General features: G+C 65.6%; 14 protein-coding genes. 11 read left to right on the forward strand and 3 right to left on the reverse strand.

What is annotated here, in order from left to right; all coding sequences use genetic code 11:
- Positions 1-8: 8 nt before the first annotated feature.
- Positions 9-683 carry a hypothetical protein gene (locus AC1DMY_RS15365; protein WP_477165798.1) on the reverse strand — a complete coding sequence of 225 codons (675 nt, stop codon included), beginning with the start codon at positions 681-683 and terminating at the stop codon, positions 9-11.
- Positions 684-768: 85 nt separating this feature from the next.
- On the reverse strand, positions 769-3,297 hold the full coding sequence (locus tag AC1DMY_RS15370; RefSeq protein ID WP_477165799.1) for a penicillin-binding protein 1A: 2,529 nt from the start codon (positions 3,295-3,297) through the stop codon (positions 769-771).
- 249 nt (positions 3,298-3,546) lie between these two features.
- On the opposite strand from AC1DMY_RS15370, the gene AC1DMY_RS15375 reads away from it, so the two are divergent.
- From AC1DMY_RS15375 to AC1DMY_RS15425, 11 genes are all read left to right on the forward strand, one after another.
- Positions 3,547-4,605 (forward strand): pilus assembly protein PilM, encoded by a 1,059-nt coding sequence (locus AC1DMY_RS15375; protein WP_046972148.1) that lies wholly within the window; start codon positions 3,547-3,549, stop codon positions 4,603-4,605.
- Positions 4,605-5,327, forward strand: coding sequence for a PilN domain-containing protein (locus AC1DMY_RS15380; protein ID WP_477165800.1), 723 nt, complete (start codon positions 4,605-4,607; stop codon positions 5,325-5,327). The genes AC1DMY_RS15375 and AC1DMY_RS15380 overlap by 1 nt, the downstream gene beginning before the upstream one ends.
- Entirely contained in the window at positions 5,327-6,016 is a 690-nt protein-coding gene (locus AC1DMY_RS15385) for a type IV pilus inner membrane component PilO (RefSeq protein ID WP_477165801.1), read from the forward strand. The genes AC1DMY_RS15380 and AC1DMY_RS15385 overlap by 1 nt, the downstream gene beginning before the upstream one ends.
- The gene (locus AC1DMY_RS15390) at positions 6,013-6,549 is read left to right on the forward strand and encodes a pilus assembly protein PilP (protein WP_477165802.1); all 537 of its coding nucleotides are present in this window, start codon (positions 6,013-6,015) and stop codon (positions 6,547-6,549) included. Before AC1DMY_RS15385 ends, AC1DMY_RS15390 begins: the two co-directional genes overlap by 4 nt.
- Before the next feature lie 54 nt (positions 6,550-6,603).
- Positions 6,604-8,727, forward strand: a complete 2,124-nt coding sequence (locus tag AC1DMY_RS15395; RefSeq protein WP_477165803.1) for a type IV pilus secretin PilQ — start codon at positions 6,604-6,606, stop codon at positions 8,725-8,727.
- Between the two features lie 156 nt (positions 8,728-8,883).
- Positions 8,884-9,879, forward strand: coding sequence for an AAA family ATPase (locus tag AC1DMY_RS15400; RefSeq protein ID WP_477165804.1), 996 nt, complete (start codon positions 8,884-8,886; stop codon positions 9,877-9,879).
- Positions 9,876-10,808, forward strand: a complete 933-nt coding sequence (locus AC1DMY_RS15405; RefSeq protein WP_477165805.1) for a DUF58 domain-containing protein — start codon at positions 9,876-9,878, stop codon at positions 10,806-10,808. Before AC1DMY_RS15400 ends, AC1DMY_RS15405 begins: the two co-directional genes overlap by 4 nt.
- On the forward strand, positions 10,805-11,338 hold the full coding sequence (locus AC1DMY_RS15410; protein ID WP_477165806.1) for a DUF4381 family protein: 534 nt from the start codon (positions 10,805-10,807) through the stop codon (positions 11,336-11,338). The genes AC1DMY_RS15405 and AC1DMY_RS15410 overlap by 4 nt, the downstream gene beginning before the upstream one ends.
- Positions 11,335-12,315 carry a VWA domain-containing protein gene (locus AC1DMY_RS15415; RefSeq protein WP_477165807.1) on the forward strand — a complete coding sequence of 327 codons (981 nt, stop codon included), beginning with the start codon at positions 11,335-11,337 and terminating at the stop codon, positions 12,313-12,315. Before AC1DMY_RS15410 ends, AC1DMY_RS15415 begins: the two co-directional genes overlap by 4 nt.
- The gene (locus tag AC1DMY_RS15420; protein ID WP_477165808.1) at positions 12,312-14,228 is read left to right on the forward strand and encodes a VWA domain-containing protein; all 1,917 of its coding nucleotides are present in this window, start codon (positions 12,312-12,314) and stop codon (positions 14,226-14,228) included. The genes AC1DMY_RS15415 and AC1DMY_RS15420 overlap by 4 nt, the downstream gene beginning before the upstream one ends.
- Positions 14,225-15,922, forward strand: coding sequence for a BatD family protein (locus AC1DMY_RS15425; protein WP_477165809.1), 1,698 nt, complete (start codon positions 14,225-14,227; stop codon positions 15,920-15,922). Before AC1DMY_RS15420 ends, AC1DMY_RS15425 begins: the two co-directional genes overlap by 4 nt.
- Here the strand turns inward: AC1DMY_RS15425 and AC1DMY_RS15430 are convergent.
- Positions 15,906-16,427, reverse strand: coding sequence for an O-acetyl-ADP-ribose deacetylase (locus AC1DMY_RS15430; protein WP_477165810.1), 522 nt, complete (start codon positions 16,425-16,427; stop codon positions 15,906-15,908). The two genes, AC1DMY_RS15425 and AC1DMY_RS15430, sit on opposite strands and share 17 nt — an antisense overlap.
- Positions 16,428-16,496: the final 69 nt, after the last annotated feature.

Below are 16,496 nucleotides of genomic sequence, written 5' to 3' on the forward strand. Positions count from 1 at the left end.
CAGGCCTGTCAACGAAGCGCCGACGACAACATCCTCTCAAACTCATCGTCGTTATCGGCTGTAGCCAGCAATTCCTCGACGGCCGCCAGCGACGCCCTCCGCATCGGTTTCTCATCGATGCGATCCAGCGGCGCCTGCTTCAGCGCATCGCGTGGCAACACGGTGATGTCGAACGGCAGGCCATCCGCGGCAAACAGCAGCACAGGATATTCCTCCTGCTCGTCACGGGTGATGCGCAGGCGGCGCGTCTGTTGGGTGATCGGAACGCCGCGTTCCTGCATGAACAGCACGACGTTTTCGGCCGTGTCGCTGAAGACATGCAGGCAGACGGCCGAGTGGGCATCGGCGGTGCCTTCGAGTACGGCGCCGACCAGTCGTGGATCGAAGCGGTCAAGGAAGCGCATGGCTTCCACCGCGGCCTCGCGCCGTTCCTGCAGCAGCTGGGGCTGGGATTCGGCGTGGAAGATGCGCTGGTGTTCCCTCAGCGCGTCTTCGATTTCGTTGTTGCGCGGCAAGGCCTGTGCATCGAGGATGCCGAGCCGTTCGGCAGCCTTGACCTTGGCGTGATGGAAATCGCGGATGCCGTGCTCGCTCATCAGTCGCGCCGCTTCCTGGGCGACGCGAAGACGATTGCGCTGCAGGCGATCCTGCGCGTGGATGCGGTGGTGCTGACCTCGTGCCATGCCTCATTCCCCCGGCAATCTGGCGCCCGTCGTTGCGGACGCCAGCGGCAGCACGGTCAAGTGACGGAACCGGCGCTGCCGACGATTAGAAGATGTCGTAGGCGTGCTGCTGATCCTGGTCCTCCTGCTGCTGGTTGGCCTGGTTACGCAGTCGATCCACGTCTTCGACCTTGAAGATCTCCGACATGATGTTCGGGTCGTCCGCGCCGGCGGGCAGGCCGCTCTGGCGGTCTATCTGTACCGTAGTGATACCGGGCGGCAACGGCAAGATGGAGGCCGGCTGGTCCTTCAGCACCGCGCCGGTATAGCTCATCCAGATCGGCAGGGCTGCCTTGGCGCCGAACTCGCCTTTGCCCAGCGAGCCGAAGTCGTCGAAGCCCACCCAGACCGAGGTCACCAGATCGCCGTTGAAGCCGACGAACCACGCGTCGCGGTGATCATTGGTCGAGCCGGTCTTGCCGGCCAGGTCGGTGCGGCCGAGGGCGGCGGCTGCCGCGCCGGTACCGCGCTTGACCACATCCTGCATCAGCGAGGTGACCAGATAGTCGTTGCGCACCTCGATCACCTGTGGCGCCAGCACCGGCGGATGGGTGCCGTCGCCATGGGCATCGGCCGGAAGCACGGCGTCGCCGACGCCCGCTACGCTGCCGGAGGTCGTCGGAGCACTGGCGGCGGCGGCCACCGAGTTTCCTGGCGCGGCCCCGGTATTGGCCGGCGGCGGGCCGGGCGGACGGGTATCGAGCAGGCGTTCGGCGCAGGTGCGGCAGGCGCGGGCCGGATTGGCCTGATAGACCGGCTTGCCGTCGCGATCGTCGATTTCGCTGACGAAGTACGGGGTGACCAGATAGCCGCCATTGGCGAACACGGCGTAGCCGCGGGCCATGCTCATCGGCGACACCGAGGCCGTACCCAGCGCCATCGAGAGGTTGCTGGGCAGTGAATCGAGGGCAAAGCCGAAGCGGGTGGCGTAGTCGCGGGCGAAACGCACGCCGATCGCATCAAGCAGTCGCACGGACACCAGGTTCTTGGACTGCACCAAGGCTTCGCGCAGGCGGATGGGGCCGTCGAACTTGTCGTCGTCGTTGGACGGCGTCCACAGGCCGCCAGGGCGCGACGGGTCGGGCAGGGCGAGCGGTGCATCGTTGACGATGGAGGCGGGCGTGAAGCCCCGCTCGAAGGCCGCTGAGTAGATGAAGGGCTTGAAGCTCGAGCCCGGCTGGCGGGCGGCCATCACGGCGCGGTTGAACTTGCTGCGCAGGAAGTTGAAGCCGCCGACCAGAGCCTGCAACGAGCCGTCCTCAGGGTTGAGGGAGACCAGCGCGCCCTGGGCGGCCGGGATCTGGGTGAGCACCCACTGGCCCTTGTCGTCGCGCGACACCCGGATGATGTCGCCGCGCTTGAGCACGGTAGAGACGCTTTTGGGCGTGGCGCCCACGCGGGTGTCGTCGATGCGCGGACGAGCCCAGCTCATGGCGTCCATGTTCAGCTGCACTTCGTCACGGCTGGCGAGATAAACGCTGGCCGCCGTGGCCGATACCTGGGTAACGATGCCCGGCTGCATGCCGGAGATGTCGGTATAGCCTGCCAGCGCGCGTTCGAGTTCGTCCGTCCCAGCGTCGGCAGCCAGCTCCTGGTGGGCCTCGGGACCGCGCCAGCCATGGCGGTGGTCGTACTCCACCAGGCCCGAGCGCATGGCGTCCACCGCGGCCTGCTGGCGCTTGCTGTCGACCGTGGTCTTCACCACATAGCCTTCGGTGAGGGCGTCGTTGCCCAGGCGGTCGAGCACCTGCAGGCGCACCATTTCCGCCAGATACGGTGCATCCACCTCGATCGCCGGCTCATGCGGCGAGGCGTTGATCGGCTCGGCGACGGATTGCTCGTACTCGGCCTTGGAGATGAAGCGGTTCTCCAGCATCTGGCCCAGCACCCAGTTGCGGCGCGCCATCATGCGCTTGGGGCTGTTGAGCGGGTTCACCAGCGAGGGCAGCTGGAAGGTGGAGGCCAGGGTGGCGCACTCGGCCACGGTGAGCTGGTCCAGGGTCTTGCCGTAGTAATAGGAGGCCGCCGCGGCCACGCCGTAGGAGCGGTGGCCCAGGAACATCTTGTTGAGATAGAGCTCCAGGATCTGGTCCTTGCTCAGCTCGCTCTCCATGCGCAGGGCGATGAAGATCTCGGTCAGCTTGCGCGAATAGAGCTTTTCGGGGCTCAGGAAGAAGTTGCGCGCCACCTGCTGGGTGATGGTGGAGCCGCCCGACCCCTTGTCGCCGCCCGAGGCCACCACATGCCAGCTGGCGCGGGCGATGCCGTGCCAGTCCACGCCCGGGTGCTGGTAGAAGCTGGCGTCCTCGGCGGCGAGCACGGCGTGCTTGAGCCGGTCGGGCACCTGGTCGATCGCCACGGGGATGCGGCGAGTCTCGCCGAAGCTCGCAATCAGCTTGCCATCTGCCGAAAGCACCCTAAGCGGCACCTGCATGTGGTAGTCCTTAAGGACCGCCACGGAGGGGAGCCGGGGGGAAATCAGCCAGTAGGCCACGCCGACCGCCGCGACACCCAGCAGCAAACCTGTAAAAGCCAGGACGAGGATCCAGCGCAGCAACCGCTTAAGAATTTGCATGATTTGGGTGTTTGCGAGACGTGAGTCAAAACAAGTCAGAGTATAGATGTAGCAGTATCCACGGCATGAACCGAGCCCGTCACAGCAAGAAGCAGGCCAGCGGCCCAGTCGCCCAACCTGTGGATGCCGTCACGCGAATCAGTCGAGAAAAAGCTCGTAGGCCGTTGCCAATACGTTAATTTTTGGATTAAATGCCGATGCGCATCAGACCAATCTGAGTCTGGACGCACAGGGGCAAGGGGGAACATCGTGGGGCTCTTTACACCCAAGAAGCCGCCACTTGTCGGCGTCGACATCAGTTCGACGGCCGTCAAGTTGCTGCAACTCAGCCAGGCCGGCGGTCGCTATCGCGTGGAACATTACGCGGTCGAGCCACTGCCCCCCAACGCTGTAGTTGAAAAGAATATTGTCGAGGTCGAGGCCGTGGGCGAGGCGATTCGGCGCGCGTTGGCGCGTTCGGGTTCCAAGCTCAAGCACGCGTCCGCGGCGGTGGCAGGTTCGGCCGTCATCACGCGCGTGATCCCGATGCCGAGCGAATTGTCCGAGGATGACTTGGAAGGCCAGATCCAGGTCGAGGCCAACCAGTACATCCCGTATCCGATCGAGGAAGTCAGCCTGGACTACGAGATCCTCGGTCCGGTGCGCGACAACCCCGAGATGAACAACATCCTGCTTGCCGCGTCGCGCACCGAGAACGTGGACATGCGCGTGGCCGCGCTCGATCTGGGCGGCTTGTCCGCCAAGGTGATCGATGTCGAAGCCTTCGCCATGGAGAACGCGTTTGCGATGGTGGCCGACCAGTTGAACGTCGGTCGCGACGCGCTGGTCGCCGTGGTCGACATCGGCGCCACCATGACCACGCTGTCGGTGCTGCGCAACCAGCGCACCATCTACTCGCGTGAGCAGGTGTTCGGCGGCAAGCAGCTCACCGACGAAATCATGCGCCGCTACGGCCTCTCCTACGAGGAAGCCGGTCGCGCCAAGCGCAAGGGCGGTCTGCCCGACTCTTACGAGAGCGAGGCGCTGGAGCCCTTCAAGGAATCGCTGGTGCAGCAGATCAGCCGCCTGCTCCAGTTCTTCTTCGCGGGCAGCGAATACAGCAAGGTCGATCAGGTCGTGCTGGCTGGCGGTTGCGCATCCATCGAAGGCATCGGTCCGATGCTCGAAGACCAGCTTGGCGTGCCCTGCGTGGTGGCCAACCCGCTGGCGCGCATGTCGCTGTCGCCTCGCGTGCAGGCCCAGTCGCTGGCACAGGACGCCCCCGCGTTGATGATCGCGGTCGGCCTCGCGCTGAGGAGCTTTGACTGATGGCACACATCAACCTACTTCCGTGGCGCACCGAGCGCCGCAAGCAGCGCGAGCGCGAGTTCTTCATGCAGTTGGGTGCGGCGGCCGTGGCAGCCGTGCTCGTCGTCTTGGTGTGGTACGGCTGGATGGACGGCCGCATCAGCAGCCAGAACGACCGCAACACCTATCTGCAAGGCGAGATCAGGCAGCTGGACGAGCGCATCACCAAGATCAAGGACCTTGAAAAAGTCCGCGAAAGCCTGCTCGCCCGCAAGCAGATCATCGAGCAGCTGCAGGCCAACCGTTCGCAGATGGTCCATCTGTTCGACGAACTGGTGAAGACCATTCCCGCCAGCGCCCGCCTCAATGGTCTCAAGCAGACCGGCGATTCGATGACGCTGGACGGTGTCGCGCAGTCCAACGCCAGCGTGGCCGAGTACATGCGCAACATCGAGTCCTCGCAGTGGATGGGCCATGCCGATCTGCGCAAGACCGAGAACACGCATGGCGACAGCCGTCTGCCTTACGCGTTCGGACTGGACGTGGCGCTGAGCCGGCCCAAGAGCGACGACAACGGCGATGGTTCCAGCGACGGCCACGCAGCACCGGCCTCTGCCAGTTCCACGGCCCAGCCGGCCGCGGCCCATGACGCGCAGCCCAAGGCCGCGACGGTGACAGCACCGGCGACGCCGGCCGCCGCGCCCGCAGCAGCCACCCCTGCAGCCAACGGAGGAGCCAAGTAATGAAGTTCCTCAATGATCTGCAGAGCCTGGACCGCAACAACATCGGCGGCTGGCCCAAGTCGGTCAAGATGTTCTTTACCGGTTTGCTGCTCGCCATCATCGTGCTGGCCGGCTGGTACTTCTTTGTCAGCGATCAGCAGGACCAGCTGCAGACTGCCGTTTCCAAGGAAGACCAGCTCAAGAAAGAGTTCGCCGACAAGCAGGCCAAGGCGGTCAATCTCGAGGCTCTCCAGCAACAGCTGGACGAGATGCAGGACATGCTGCGCCAGTTGCTGCGCCAGCTGCCCAGCAAGACCGAGATGCCCGAATTGCTGATCGATGTTTCGCAAACGGCGCTGTCGGCCGGCCTGGAAACCGAGCTGTTCCAGCCGGGTCCGGAGTCGCCGAAAGACTTCTATGCCGAGAAGCCGATCCAGTTGCGCATGGTGGGCACCTACCACCAGTTCGGTACTTTCATCAGCGGGGTGGCTTCGCTGCCGCGAGTGGTGATCCTGACCATGCACGACGTGTCGCTTACGCCCAAGAACCCGAGCCCGAAGGGTGGCGCCGCCGCCAACGGCTTGCTGGTACTGCAGGGCACGGTGAAGACCTATCGCTATCTGGACGAAGACGAGAGTGCGTCGGCCAAGGCGGCCAACGCCAAGTCCACGCATGGCAAGCCGGCCGCGAAGACGGGGGGGCAGAAATGAGCAAGTTTGCTGCCATCAGGCCTGTTTCCATGAGGAAGGCTTCGCTGGTGATGTGCGCCGTCCTGACCCTCGCCGGTTGTAGCGGGCAGGACGACCTCCACCAGTGGGTCGCCCAGGAAAAACAGAAGAGGGGCGCGCCGATTCCGCCGCTGCCCGTCATCAAGACGTTCGAGACCTTCCAGTACAACGACCAGGACAAGCGTGATCCGTTCAGCCCGAGCACGGCCGAACTCCAGGGCAGCGCCAACACGGGACCACGGCCGGACGAAAACCGCGCCAAGGAACCGCTGGAAATGTTCGCGCTGGACAGCTTGAAGATGGTCGGCACGGTGGGGTCGGGTACCGCAACGGAAGTGCTCGTGAAGGACCCCGGTGGCGTGATCCATCGTGTCCATCGCAACGAATACATGGGCCAGAACTATGGTCGGGTCACCGCGGTAGCCGATGACCATATCGACCTGGTGGAACTGGTATCCAATGGCAACGGTGGCTGGATGGAACGTTCCGCCAGCATCGCGCTCAGCGAGAAATAAGAAACAGGGGCTGATGCAATGACCAACCAAATCAAAACCGTTCAGGGCCGTGTCATGCGCCAGGCAAGCCGTTATGTGGTTATGGGCCTGCTGACGCTGGGCGCCGCCTGGTCGAACGCGGCGCTTGCGGCCACCAGCACCCTGAAGGACATCAGCTACGACACGCTGCCAGGCGGCCGTGTCGAGCTGCATCTGAACTTCGCCCAGGGTCCGGTGCCGGAACCGAAAATCTTCACCACCGGGAATCCACCGCGCATCGCGGTCGATTTCCCCGACACCGATAACGCGGCGGCTCGCCATCTCGACATCGGCAAGGGGGCAACGACCGGCGTCTCGGCGGTTTCCGCCGGCGGGCGCACCCGCGTGGTGGTCGAACTGGTGCGTGACTCCACCTATCGTTCCCGCGTCGAGGGCAACAGCCTCGTGCTCACGGTGAACAACGGTACCGATGCACAGACCACCACCACGGCATCGACCATCGATCCGTCCAAGGCGTTGCCGTCGATGGCCAGCGGTCCGGCGGTGTCCAACATCGACTTCCGCCGCGGTCCCAATGGCGAAGGCCGCATCCTGATCGACTTCAGCGCCGCCGGCGCCAGTGCCGACATGAAGCATCAGGGCGACAAGGTGATCGTGGATATCAGCCACGCCAACCTGCCGCCCAACCTGGCCCAGCGCCTGGATGTGCTCGATTTCGCCACGCCGGTGCAATCGATCGTCACCAAGTCCAATGGTGGCGGTGCGCATATGGAAATCAGCACCAAGGGTGTGGTCGAAACCTCGGCCTACCAGAGCGGCAACCAGTACGTGGTGGAAGTGGCGCCCAAGAAGAAGGATCCGAAGGCTGAGGCCGCGCTGGCCAAGGGCCAGGAGCCGGTCTACACGGGCAACCGCGTGACCTTCAACTTCCAGGACATTCCGGTGCGTTCGGCCCTGCAGCTGCTGGCTGACATCTCCGGCCTCAACCTGGTGGCTTCGGACACCGTAGGTGGCAGCGTCACGCTGCGCCTGGTCAATGTGCCCTGGGATCAGGCCCTCGACGTGGTGTTGCGCGCCAAGAGCCTGGACAAGCGTCGCAACGGCAACGTGATCTGGATTGCTCCGCAGGAGGAGTTGGCCAAGTACGAGCAGAGCGTCGCCGATGCCCGCATGAAGGCCGAGGACAATGCCGAACTCGTCACCGACTATGTGCCGATCAGCTACGGCAAGGCGAAGGACATCGCCAAGCTGCTGACCACGGGCACCCAGCAGAGCTCGGGTGGCGGCGGCAGCAGCACCAATGCTTCTCGCGGTTTCCTGTCCTCGCGCGGCAGCGTCTCGTTCGACGATCGTACGAACACCCTGCTGATCAACGACAACCCGCAAAAGATCCGCGAGTTGCGCGCGCTGATCGCCGTGCTGGACAAACCGGTACAGCAGGTGCTGATCGAGTCGCGCATCGTGATTGCCACCGACAACTTCACCCGCGAACTCGGCGCCAAGTTCGGCGCGCAGGGTAAGAAGGTGAACCCAAGCGGCCAGACCCTTTCTACGGGCGGCACCTCCAATGGCGACGGCACGGCTGGCGGCATCAACGTCAATCTCCCGACTGCCACGCAGGGCGGCAGCTTCGCCCTGGGCATCCTCGGAAAGAACTACGCCCTGGACCTGGAGCTCTCGGCCGCGCAGACCGAAGGCCGTGGTGAAGTGATCTCCAGCCCGCGCGTTATCACCGCCAACCAGCAGGAAGCGGTAATCCGCCAGGGTCAGGAAATCGGTTACGTGACCTACCAGAACACCTCCACCGGTGCAGCTGGTAGCGGTACCGCCACGGTGCAGTTCAAGGACGCCGTGCTCGAGCTGAAGGTCACCCCGACCATCACCTCCGACAACCGCGTGTACCTGATGATCAACGTGAAGAAGGACGCGCTGGCGGACTTCATCACCGTGCCGGGCAGTGGCCAGGTGCCGCAGATCGACACGCGTGAGATCAACACCTCGGTGCTGGTCGACAACGGTCAGACGGTGGTACTGGGCGGCATCTACGAGATCACCAAGCAGAACAACGCGACCAAGGTGCCTGGTCTGGGCGACATCCCGGGTCTGGGTGTGCTGTTCCGCAATACCTCGCGCGAAAGCGACAAGGCGGAACTGCTGATCTTCGTGACCCCGCGCATCCTGAGCGAAAGCCTGCAATAAGCGCGCAACCATCGCAAAATCGACAAGGGGCGGCCTCGGCCGCCCCTTTGTTTTTTTGCGCGCCCGATGCTGTCAATGGGGGTCGGAAGTCATGGGTAGTAAACTTCCGGAGCCAGTTAAGGTCTGTGGTTACGTTCAACCTTGATGGATTCCCCGATGGACATGCCCGAGGCCCCCACCTCATCCAGCCTGCAAGAGGCCTTCCTGCGCGTTCGCGATGAGCTGCAACGCAGCGTCATTGGCCAGCCGCACCTGATCGATTGCCTGCTGGTGGCCCTGCTGGCCGATGGCCATCTCCTTGTGGAAGGCGCGCCTGGCCTGGCCAAGACCACCGTAGTCAAGGCACTGGCGGCCTGCATCGAGGCGGATTTCCACCGAGTGCAGTTCACTCCCGACCTGCTGCCGGCCGATCTCACCGGCACCGACGTGTTTCGTCCGCAGGCGGGCAGTTTCGAATTCGAGCGTGGCCCGCTGTTTCACAACATCGTGCTGGCCGACGAGATCAATCGCGCCCCGGCCAAGGTGCAGTCGGCCTTGCTCGAAGCGATGGCCGAGCGTCAGATCACGGTGGGACGCAGCACGTGGCGTCTGCCCGAGCTGTTCATGGTGATGGCGACGCAGAACCCGATCGAGCAGGAAGGCACGTTTGCGCTGCCCGAAGCGCAGCTCGACCGCTTCGTGATGCACGTGACCATCGGTTACCCCGACGCCGCCGCCGAGCTGGCCATCCTGCAGCTGGCCCGCGAGCAGGCGCGCAGGAGCCTGCACCCGGTGCCGGTGGCGCCGCCCAGCTTGACCCAGACCGACGTATTCAACGCGCGCGACGCCGTGCTCGATGTGCACATGGCGCCGGCGCTGGAGGAATACATCACGCAACTGGTGCTGGCCACGCGCGAACCGGGCGTCTACGGCGCGGAACTGAAGCGCTGGATCGCCTGGGGCGCCAGCCCGCGAGGGACGATCGCGCTGGATCGCTGCTCTCGCGCCCACGCCTGGCTGGCGGGTCGCGATTTCGTGCTGCCTGAAGACGTGCACGCCATCGTCCACGAAGTGCTGCGCCACCGCGTGCTACTCAGCTACGAGGCGGAGGCCGAAGGTATACGCAGCGATCAGGTGATACGCCGCGTGCTGGATCTTGTGCCCCTGCCGTGAGTGCCGTTGCCCCCATCACACCGGACGGCGACGGCCGTACCAGCGTGCGCCTCGCCGAATTGGTGGCCTTGCGTGCACGGGTCGCCAAGGCGGCGCTACCCAGGCTGGAGAGCCGGGCGATGCGCTCAGGCCAGCAGTCCAGCCGTCTATACGGCCGTGGCATGGACTATGCCGAGTCGCGTGTCTACCAGCCGGGCGACGACGTGCGACGCATGGACTGGCGGCTGACCGCACGCAGCGGACGCCTGCACACGAAGTTGTTCCAGGAAGAACGCGAGGGGCGCCTGCTTATCCTGCTGGACGCGCACGAGAGCATGCGATTTGGCACGCGCGTGCGCCTCAAGTCCGTTCAGGCAGCGCGTGCTGCGGCGCTGGCGGCCTGGTACGCCGTACGCGCAGGCGAGCGTGTGGGGTTGATGTCGTTCGGCAATGGTCATCGCATGCTGCGACCGCAGTCGGGCACGCGCGGCGCGCTCGCGGTCTGCGGCGCGCTGGCGGACTGGGATGCCAGTTATGCGCCGATCCCGGGCGAGCCGCTGTCCGATGTGCTGCTGCGTGCAGGGCGGCTGATGCATGGCGCCAATCGTGTGTTGTTGATCAGCGACGGACTGAGTTGCGACGAAGGCGCGCATGGGCACTTGTTGAAGCTCTCACACAAGGCTGGCATCCGCGTGCTGGTGGTGGCGGACGCGTTGGAGCTGGGCCTGCCGCCCGCGGGGCGCTATCCGATGGAGCATGATGGCGTCCGCCGAGACGTGGCCCTGTTTGGCGAGCGGCAGCGCCGCGAGTTCCAGCAGGCCCTTGGTGCAGGGCAGAGCCGATTGAATGGCATGGCGCAGTCGCTGGGCCTGCCACACAACACCATCGATACCGCCGCCGATCCGCTGGATGCCGTGATGTCGCTGCTGGCGCCCGGAGTACGTCGATGAGCGCGCCGGCCGCCGCACAACAGACCGGCCCCTTGCTGCGTGATATTCATCTGCCGCCGCCGCCCTCGTGGTGGCCGTTGGCGCCCGGCTGGTGGGGCCTCATGGTGCTGGTCCTGCTCGCCGTCGGCGTGGCGATCTGGTGGTGGCGTCGGCAGCGCCGCCGCGCTGCCGACGAACGGCGCGTCCTGGCTGAGGTCGATCAGGTGCTGTCGCTGTGGCGCGAACAACCGCAGGCGCTTGCCAGTGGATTGCACCAGCTGTTGCGTCGAGGCGCGCTGCGCATCGATCCGACCGCCGCGCAGCAGCATGGAGCGGCATGGAGCCAGACTCTGGCCCGGATGCCCGTCGATGCCGGCGCGCTCGAGCAGCTAAACGGTTTGGAAGCGGCCATGTATCGGCCCGCGACGTCGTTGGATCCCGACGCCGCTGCCAGCGCCACGCGCCGCTGGTTGCAGCTGGCGTGGCGCCACCGCGTTTCATCGGCTGGGCAGGATTTACGCGGCAGCACCGCGGGCGGGATGCTGTCATGACCGAGTTCGTCTGGCCGTGGGTGATCGTGCTGGCGCCTCTGCCGTGGCTGCTGCGCTGGTGGCTGCGTCCGGCCTCGCCTGGGCAGGCTTTGCATATTCCTCATCCTGGCGTGCATCTGGACACGCCCGAGCGACAGGGGCGCGGCGGCTGGCGTACGTGGCTGCTGGTGCTGGCGTGGCTGGCCCTGCTGGCGGCGGCCGCACGCCCTCAATGGGTGGGGCCGCCCCAGGCCCAGCAACGCAGCGGACGTGCGCTGATGTTGGCCGTCGATCTATCCGGAAGCATGCGTACCGACGACATGCAGCTGAGTGGACAGCCGGTCAGCCGCTTTGGCGCGGTGGAAGCGATTGCTGGCGATTTCATTGCACGGCGCAGCGGCGATGAAATGGGTTTGATCCTGTTCGGCAGCCGGGCGTTTCTGGTAACGCCGCTCACTTATGACCTGCAGGCGGTGCGCGCTCAGCTGCAAGGCGCGGCGGTCGGTCTGGCCGGTACGGAAACGGCGATAGGCGATGCCATCGGCGTGGCAGTGAAGCGGCTGGCCGGACAGCCGGAACAGGCGCGAGTGGTCGTGCTGCTGACCGACGGCGTCAACAACGCCGGCAATATCGCACCGCTCGATGCTGCGCATGCGGCGAAGGCGGCCGGTGTACGCGTCTACACCATTGGCATCGGCGCCACGGAAATGAGCATCCCCGATCTGTTTGGCACGCATACGGTGAACCCGTCGGCGGACCTGGACGAAGGCATGCTGAGCACCATGGCGACGCAAACCGGTGGTCGCTATTTCCGCGCCACCGACGCCAGCCAGCTAGCCGATGCCTATCGCGCCATCGATGCCCTGGAGCCGATGCCGCAGCAAGGTCCTTCGCTGCGGCCGCGCCATGAGTTGTTCCGCTGGCCGCTCGGCTTTGCGGTGTTCGCGTGGTTGCTCGCCTTCGCACCGCACGTACGGCGTCGGGAGGCGTTTGCATGAGCGAGGCGCTGCAGCAGTTTCATTTTCTGCGGCCGTGGTGGTTGCTCGCCTTGTGCGCGCTGCCTCTGTTGATCGCGCTCGCCGCAGGGCGACACGGTGCCCGCGAACAGTTGTCGCGACTGGTCGATGCCGAGTTGCTGCCGTTCCTGTTGAAAGGGAATCCCGTGCGCCGGCGCGCGACGCCGTGGCTGCTGGCCTGCGGCTGGGTGCTCGTCACGCTGGCGATGGCAGGGCCCACCTGGAGCCGCGTGGCGCAACCCCTGTATGCGAAACGCGCTGCACAGGTCGTGGCCGTGTCGATGTCGCAGCGCATGTTGGCGCGCGATGTGGCGCCGAGCCGGCTGGATCGCGCGCGCTACAAGGTGCGCGATCTGCTCGCCAGCAATCACGATGGACTCAACGCGCTGATCGCGTACGCCGGTGAGGCCTTCGTGGTGGCGCCGCTGACTTCCGATGGCTCGGCGCTCAACGATCTGCTGGCGGCACTCTCGCCCGACACGATGCCTGTCGATGGCGATGATTCGGCCCAGGCCATCGAGCGCGGCGTCAGCCTGATCCACGACGCCAAGGTCGGCGGCGGCTCACTGGTGCTGGTCACTGATGATGCTGACGCCGCGGCGCAGGCAGCAGCGCGCAAGGCGCTTGCGGATGGCGTGCGGGTGTCTGTCCTTGGCATCGGTACTTCGCAAGGTGGCCCGGTGCCGCTATCGGACAACAGCTTCCAGCGCGACGCGCAAGGCAGCGTGACGCTCGCGCGACGCAACGACGATGCCCTGCGCGCGCTCGCCGCCAGCGGCGGCGGGCAGTACGTGCCGATGACCGACGACGATCGCGACATACGCGCGCTCGACGGCGAATTGCGTGCGGGCGGACCGGCGACGCTTGCTGCCGATCTGCATGGCGACGAATGGCAGGATCGCGGGCCATGGCTGCTGCTGTTGTTGCTGCCGCTGGCGGCCATGTCGTTCCGCCGCGGTTGGCTGCTGCTGCTCGCGCTCGCTTTGCTGCCGGCGATGCCCCGGCCAGCGCAGGCGAGCACCTGGAGTGATTTGTGGCGTCGCCCCGATCAACAGGCCGCCACGGCGCTGCAGCAGGGCGATGCCAAGCGTGCCGAGCAGTTGGCGCGCGATCCCGCTTTACGCGGAGCGGCCGCTTATCGCGCCGGAGACTACGCCGCGGCAGGCCATCAACTGCGTCCGCTGCCTGGTACGGACGCGCAGTACAACCTCGGCAATGCACTGGCCAGGCAGGGCGACTACCAGGGCGCTCTGGATGCGTACGATCGAGCACTCAAGGCTGACCCCAGCAACGCCGATGCGTTGGCCAATCGCAAGGCGGTGGAAGACTGGATGCGCCAGCAGCCGAAGAACCCGCAGAACGACAATGGCGCGAAGGACAACAAAGGCAAGGCAGGCTCCGGTCCCTCGACCACGCCGCCCGACAACGCGCAAGGCCAGTCGGGTCAGCAGCGCGACGAGAGTAAACAGGATCAGGGGCAAGGCAAGTCCTCACCGGATGCGCACGGCGGTTCGGAAGGCCAGAGCCACGATCAGAGCGAGCAGGGGCGCAACCAGACGATGGACAAATCGCCCGACCAGGACGGCGCCAATCAGCCGCAAACGCCTGAGCAGCAGGCGCAGGAGCGAGCTCGCCAGGCCCAGGCGCAACAGGCGCTGCAAAAGCAGATGGATGAGGCGCTGGGCAAGCAGCAAGCCAACGAGAAGGCGCGCGACGGTACGCACGAACTCGGCGCCATCGAGAAGGACGATGCTCAAGCCAAGCTGCCTGCGGATGTGCGGCAGGCGCTGCAACGCGTACCCGACGATCCGGGCGCGCTGCTGCGTCGCAAATTCGAACTTGAATACCGGCAGCGCCACGGTGGCGCGTCGCCGTCAGAAGGTGACTCGCAGTGACGTCCCGTTATCCCCGTATCTTGCTGTGTTGCCTCGCGTGCCTGTGGCCGCTGGCGTCGATGGCCGCAGACGTGCAGGCAACCCTGGATCGCAATCGCGTGGAACTTGGCGAGACGGTCACGCTGAATCTGCGCGCCAGTGGCGGCGCCATGGCGGCCACACCCGATCTGAGCGTGTTGTCGCAGGACTTCGCCGTGCTTGGCTCCTCGAGCAACACCAGCATCAGCATCATCAACGGCCAGCGCGCCGCGCAGGTCACCGTAGGTGTGGCGTTGCGCCCGTTGCATGTGGGCACGTTGCGCATCCCGGCGTTGGCGTTTGCCGGCGGGACGACTGCACCGGTGGAACTGGAAGTGGTGCAGCCCGATACAAGCGCAGCAGCGGCGGGTCGCAAGGATGTGTTTGTCGAGGCGACGGTCGATCCCGCCAGCGCCTACGTCGGGCAGCAAATGGTCTATACGGTGCGCTTGTTCTTTGCCACCGATCTGACCAGCGGTGCCTTGGAAGATCCGCAAGTGGCAGGCGTCGACTTCCGTCGCCTCGGCGATGAAATCAATTACCAGGCGGAGCGGAGCGGTCGTCGCTACAACGTGATCGAACGCCGCTACGCGGCCACGCCGCAACGCGAAGGGCACTTGCAGATTCCAGCGGTGGCGTTCCAGGGCGAGTCGGTCAATATGGCCAACCCGGATGCCTTCTTCGGCAACGGCACGCCGATCACCGCAGCGTCACCGGTAGTGGATATCGATGTACGGCCGGCGCCCACGCAGGCGGCGCAGGCGGCATGGCTGCCCGCCCGTTCGCTCAGTCTCACCTTGGACGGCGGGCCGTCGCATGGCGATCTGCACGTGGGCGAACCGTTGAACCTGGTCATGAACGTACAGGCCGTCGGTCTGCCGTACGAGGCCTTGCCGGCGCTCAGTCTCCCCTCGCTTGATGGCGCCACCGTGTATCCGGATAAGCCGGTCAATGGCACGCGCGTTGAAGGGCAGTGGCTGGTGGGCCGTCGTCAGCAGAGCTTTGCCGTGGTGCCCAATCGCGCCGGCAAGCTGAGCATTCCGGAAACGACGCTGACGTGGTGGAACGTCGTTGAGAACCACGCCGAAACGACGCGCATCCCAGCGCAGACGTTCAACGTGCTGGCTGCTCCAGGTGCACCGGCGACGCCTGCCGCGCCGGCGCCGCAAATCAACACCACGCCTGTCGACGCCGCGCCGGCGCAGGCTCCCGTCGTCGGCCAGCATGTGTGGTGGCGCAACATCGCGCTCGCCAGCTTTGGCTTATGGCTAATGACGATGCTGGCCTGGCTGGTCTGGCGCCGTCGGCGCGGCAGGGCTGCACCGGCTGCTTTCCCCCTGGAAACCAAGGGCACCACACCGCATCTGCGCACCGCCTTCCTCGCCGCCGCGCGTGGCAAGAATGCGGCGGAGCAGGCGAGCGCTTTGCTCGCCTGGGCCCAGGCGGAAAGGCCGATGCTGCGGAACCTCGGTGAACTCGCTAAGGCGTTGTCAGCCGGTCCCCAGCGAGAGGCCATCGATGCCCTGCAACGCAAGCACTACGCCGGCGCGGACGAAACCGGGCTGGGCGAACGCCTCACCGCGGCATTCAAGCATGGATTTGCGTGGCAGCCCCTGGAGCAGGCATCGAATGTCTCGCCACTGCCCCCGCTCTATCCATTCAACGTGCGTCGTTGAGCGCCTCGCGCCAGATGGCGGCCATGTCCTCGCTGAAGCAGCAGACCCGCACGTCAGAGGGGCCGCCCTGCGGCGCGTCCAGCAGGCTGCGCACGGCTACTCGAGCCGCCCGATGGGGCGGATAGCCGTAGACACCGCAGCTGATCGCGGGAAAGGCGATCGAGGCCAGGTCATATTCGGTCGCCAGCGCCAGGCTTTGCCGATAGCAGCTGGCCAGCTGTTCAGGTTCGCCGCTCTGGCCGCCGAGCCAGATCGGGCCGACGGTGTGGATGATGTAGCGCGCCCTGAGGTCGAATCCGGCAGTGATGCGCGCCTCGCCGGTGGGGCAGCGCACCCCGGGACTGAGCTCGGGTATGGCCTGGCAGGCCTCCATCAGCCTCGGACCAGCCGCCCGATGGATGGCGCCATCCACACCGCCGCCGCCCAGCAGGGTGCTGTTGGCGGCGTTGACGATGGCATCCACGTCCAGTGCGGTAATGTCGCCGACAATGATGTCTATGTTCATGGGCATTGGCTTCGTAAATAGTTGCGACGTATGCTTGGGCTACGACACCGTCCCGTAGGGAACTACCCA

The organism is Dyella sp. 01L423, assembly GCF_056399945.1.

Coding starts and splice junctions, on each gene's coding strand:
- AC1DMY_RS15365 (WP_477165798.1), bottom strand. CDS start 683: ATGGCACGAGGTCAGCACCACCGCATCCACGCGCAGGATCGCCTGCAG.
- AC1DMY_RS15370 (WP_477165799.1), bottom strand. CDS start 3,297: ATGCAAATTCTTAAGCGGTTGCTGCGCTGGATCCTCGTCCTGGCTTTT.
- AC1DMY_RS15380 (WP_477165800.1), top strand. CDS start 4,605: ATGGCACACATCAACCTACTTCCGTGGCGCACCGAGCGCCGCAAGCAG.
- AC1DMY_RS15385 (WP_477165801.1), top strand. CDS start 5,327: ATGAAGTTCCTCAATGATCTGCAGAGCCTGGACCGCAACAACATCGGC.
- AC1DMY_RS15390 (WP_477165802.1), top strand. CDS start 6,013: ATGAGCAAGTTTGCTGCCATCAGGCCTGTTTCCATGAGGAAGGCTTCG.
- AC1DMY_RS15395 (WP_477165803.1), top strand. CDS start 6,604: ATGCGCCAGGCAAGCCGTTATGTGGTTATGGGCCTGCTGACGCTGGGC.
- AC1DMY_RS15400 (WP_477165804.1), top strand. CDS start 8,884: ATGGACATGCCCGAGGCCCCCACCTCATCCAGCCTGCAAGAGGCCTTC.
- AC1DMY_RS15410 (WP_477165806.1), top strand. CDS start 10,805: ATGAGCGCGCCGGCCGCCGCACAACAGACCGGCCCCTTGCTGCGTGAT.
- AC1DMY_RS15415 (WP_477165807.1), top strand. CDS start 11,335: ATGACCGAGTTCGTCTGGCCGTGGGTGATCGTGCTGGCGCCTCTGCCG.
- AC1DMY_RS15420 (WP_477165808.1), top strand. CDS start 12,312: ATGAGCGAGGCGCTGCAGCAGTTTCATTTTCTGCGGCCGTGGTGGTTG.
- AC1DMY_RS15430 (WP_477165810.1), bottom strand. CDS start 16,427: ATGAACATAGACATCATTGTCGGCGACATTACCGCACTGGACGTGGAT.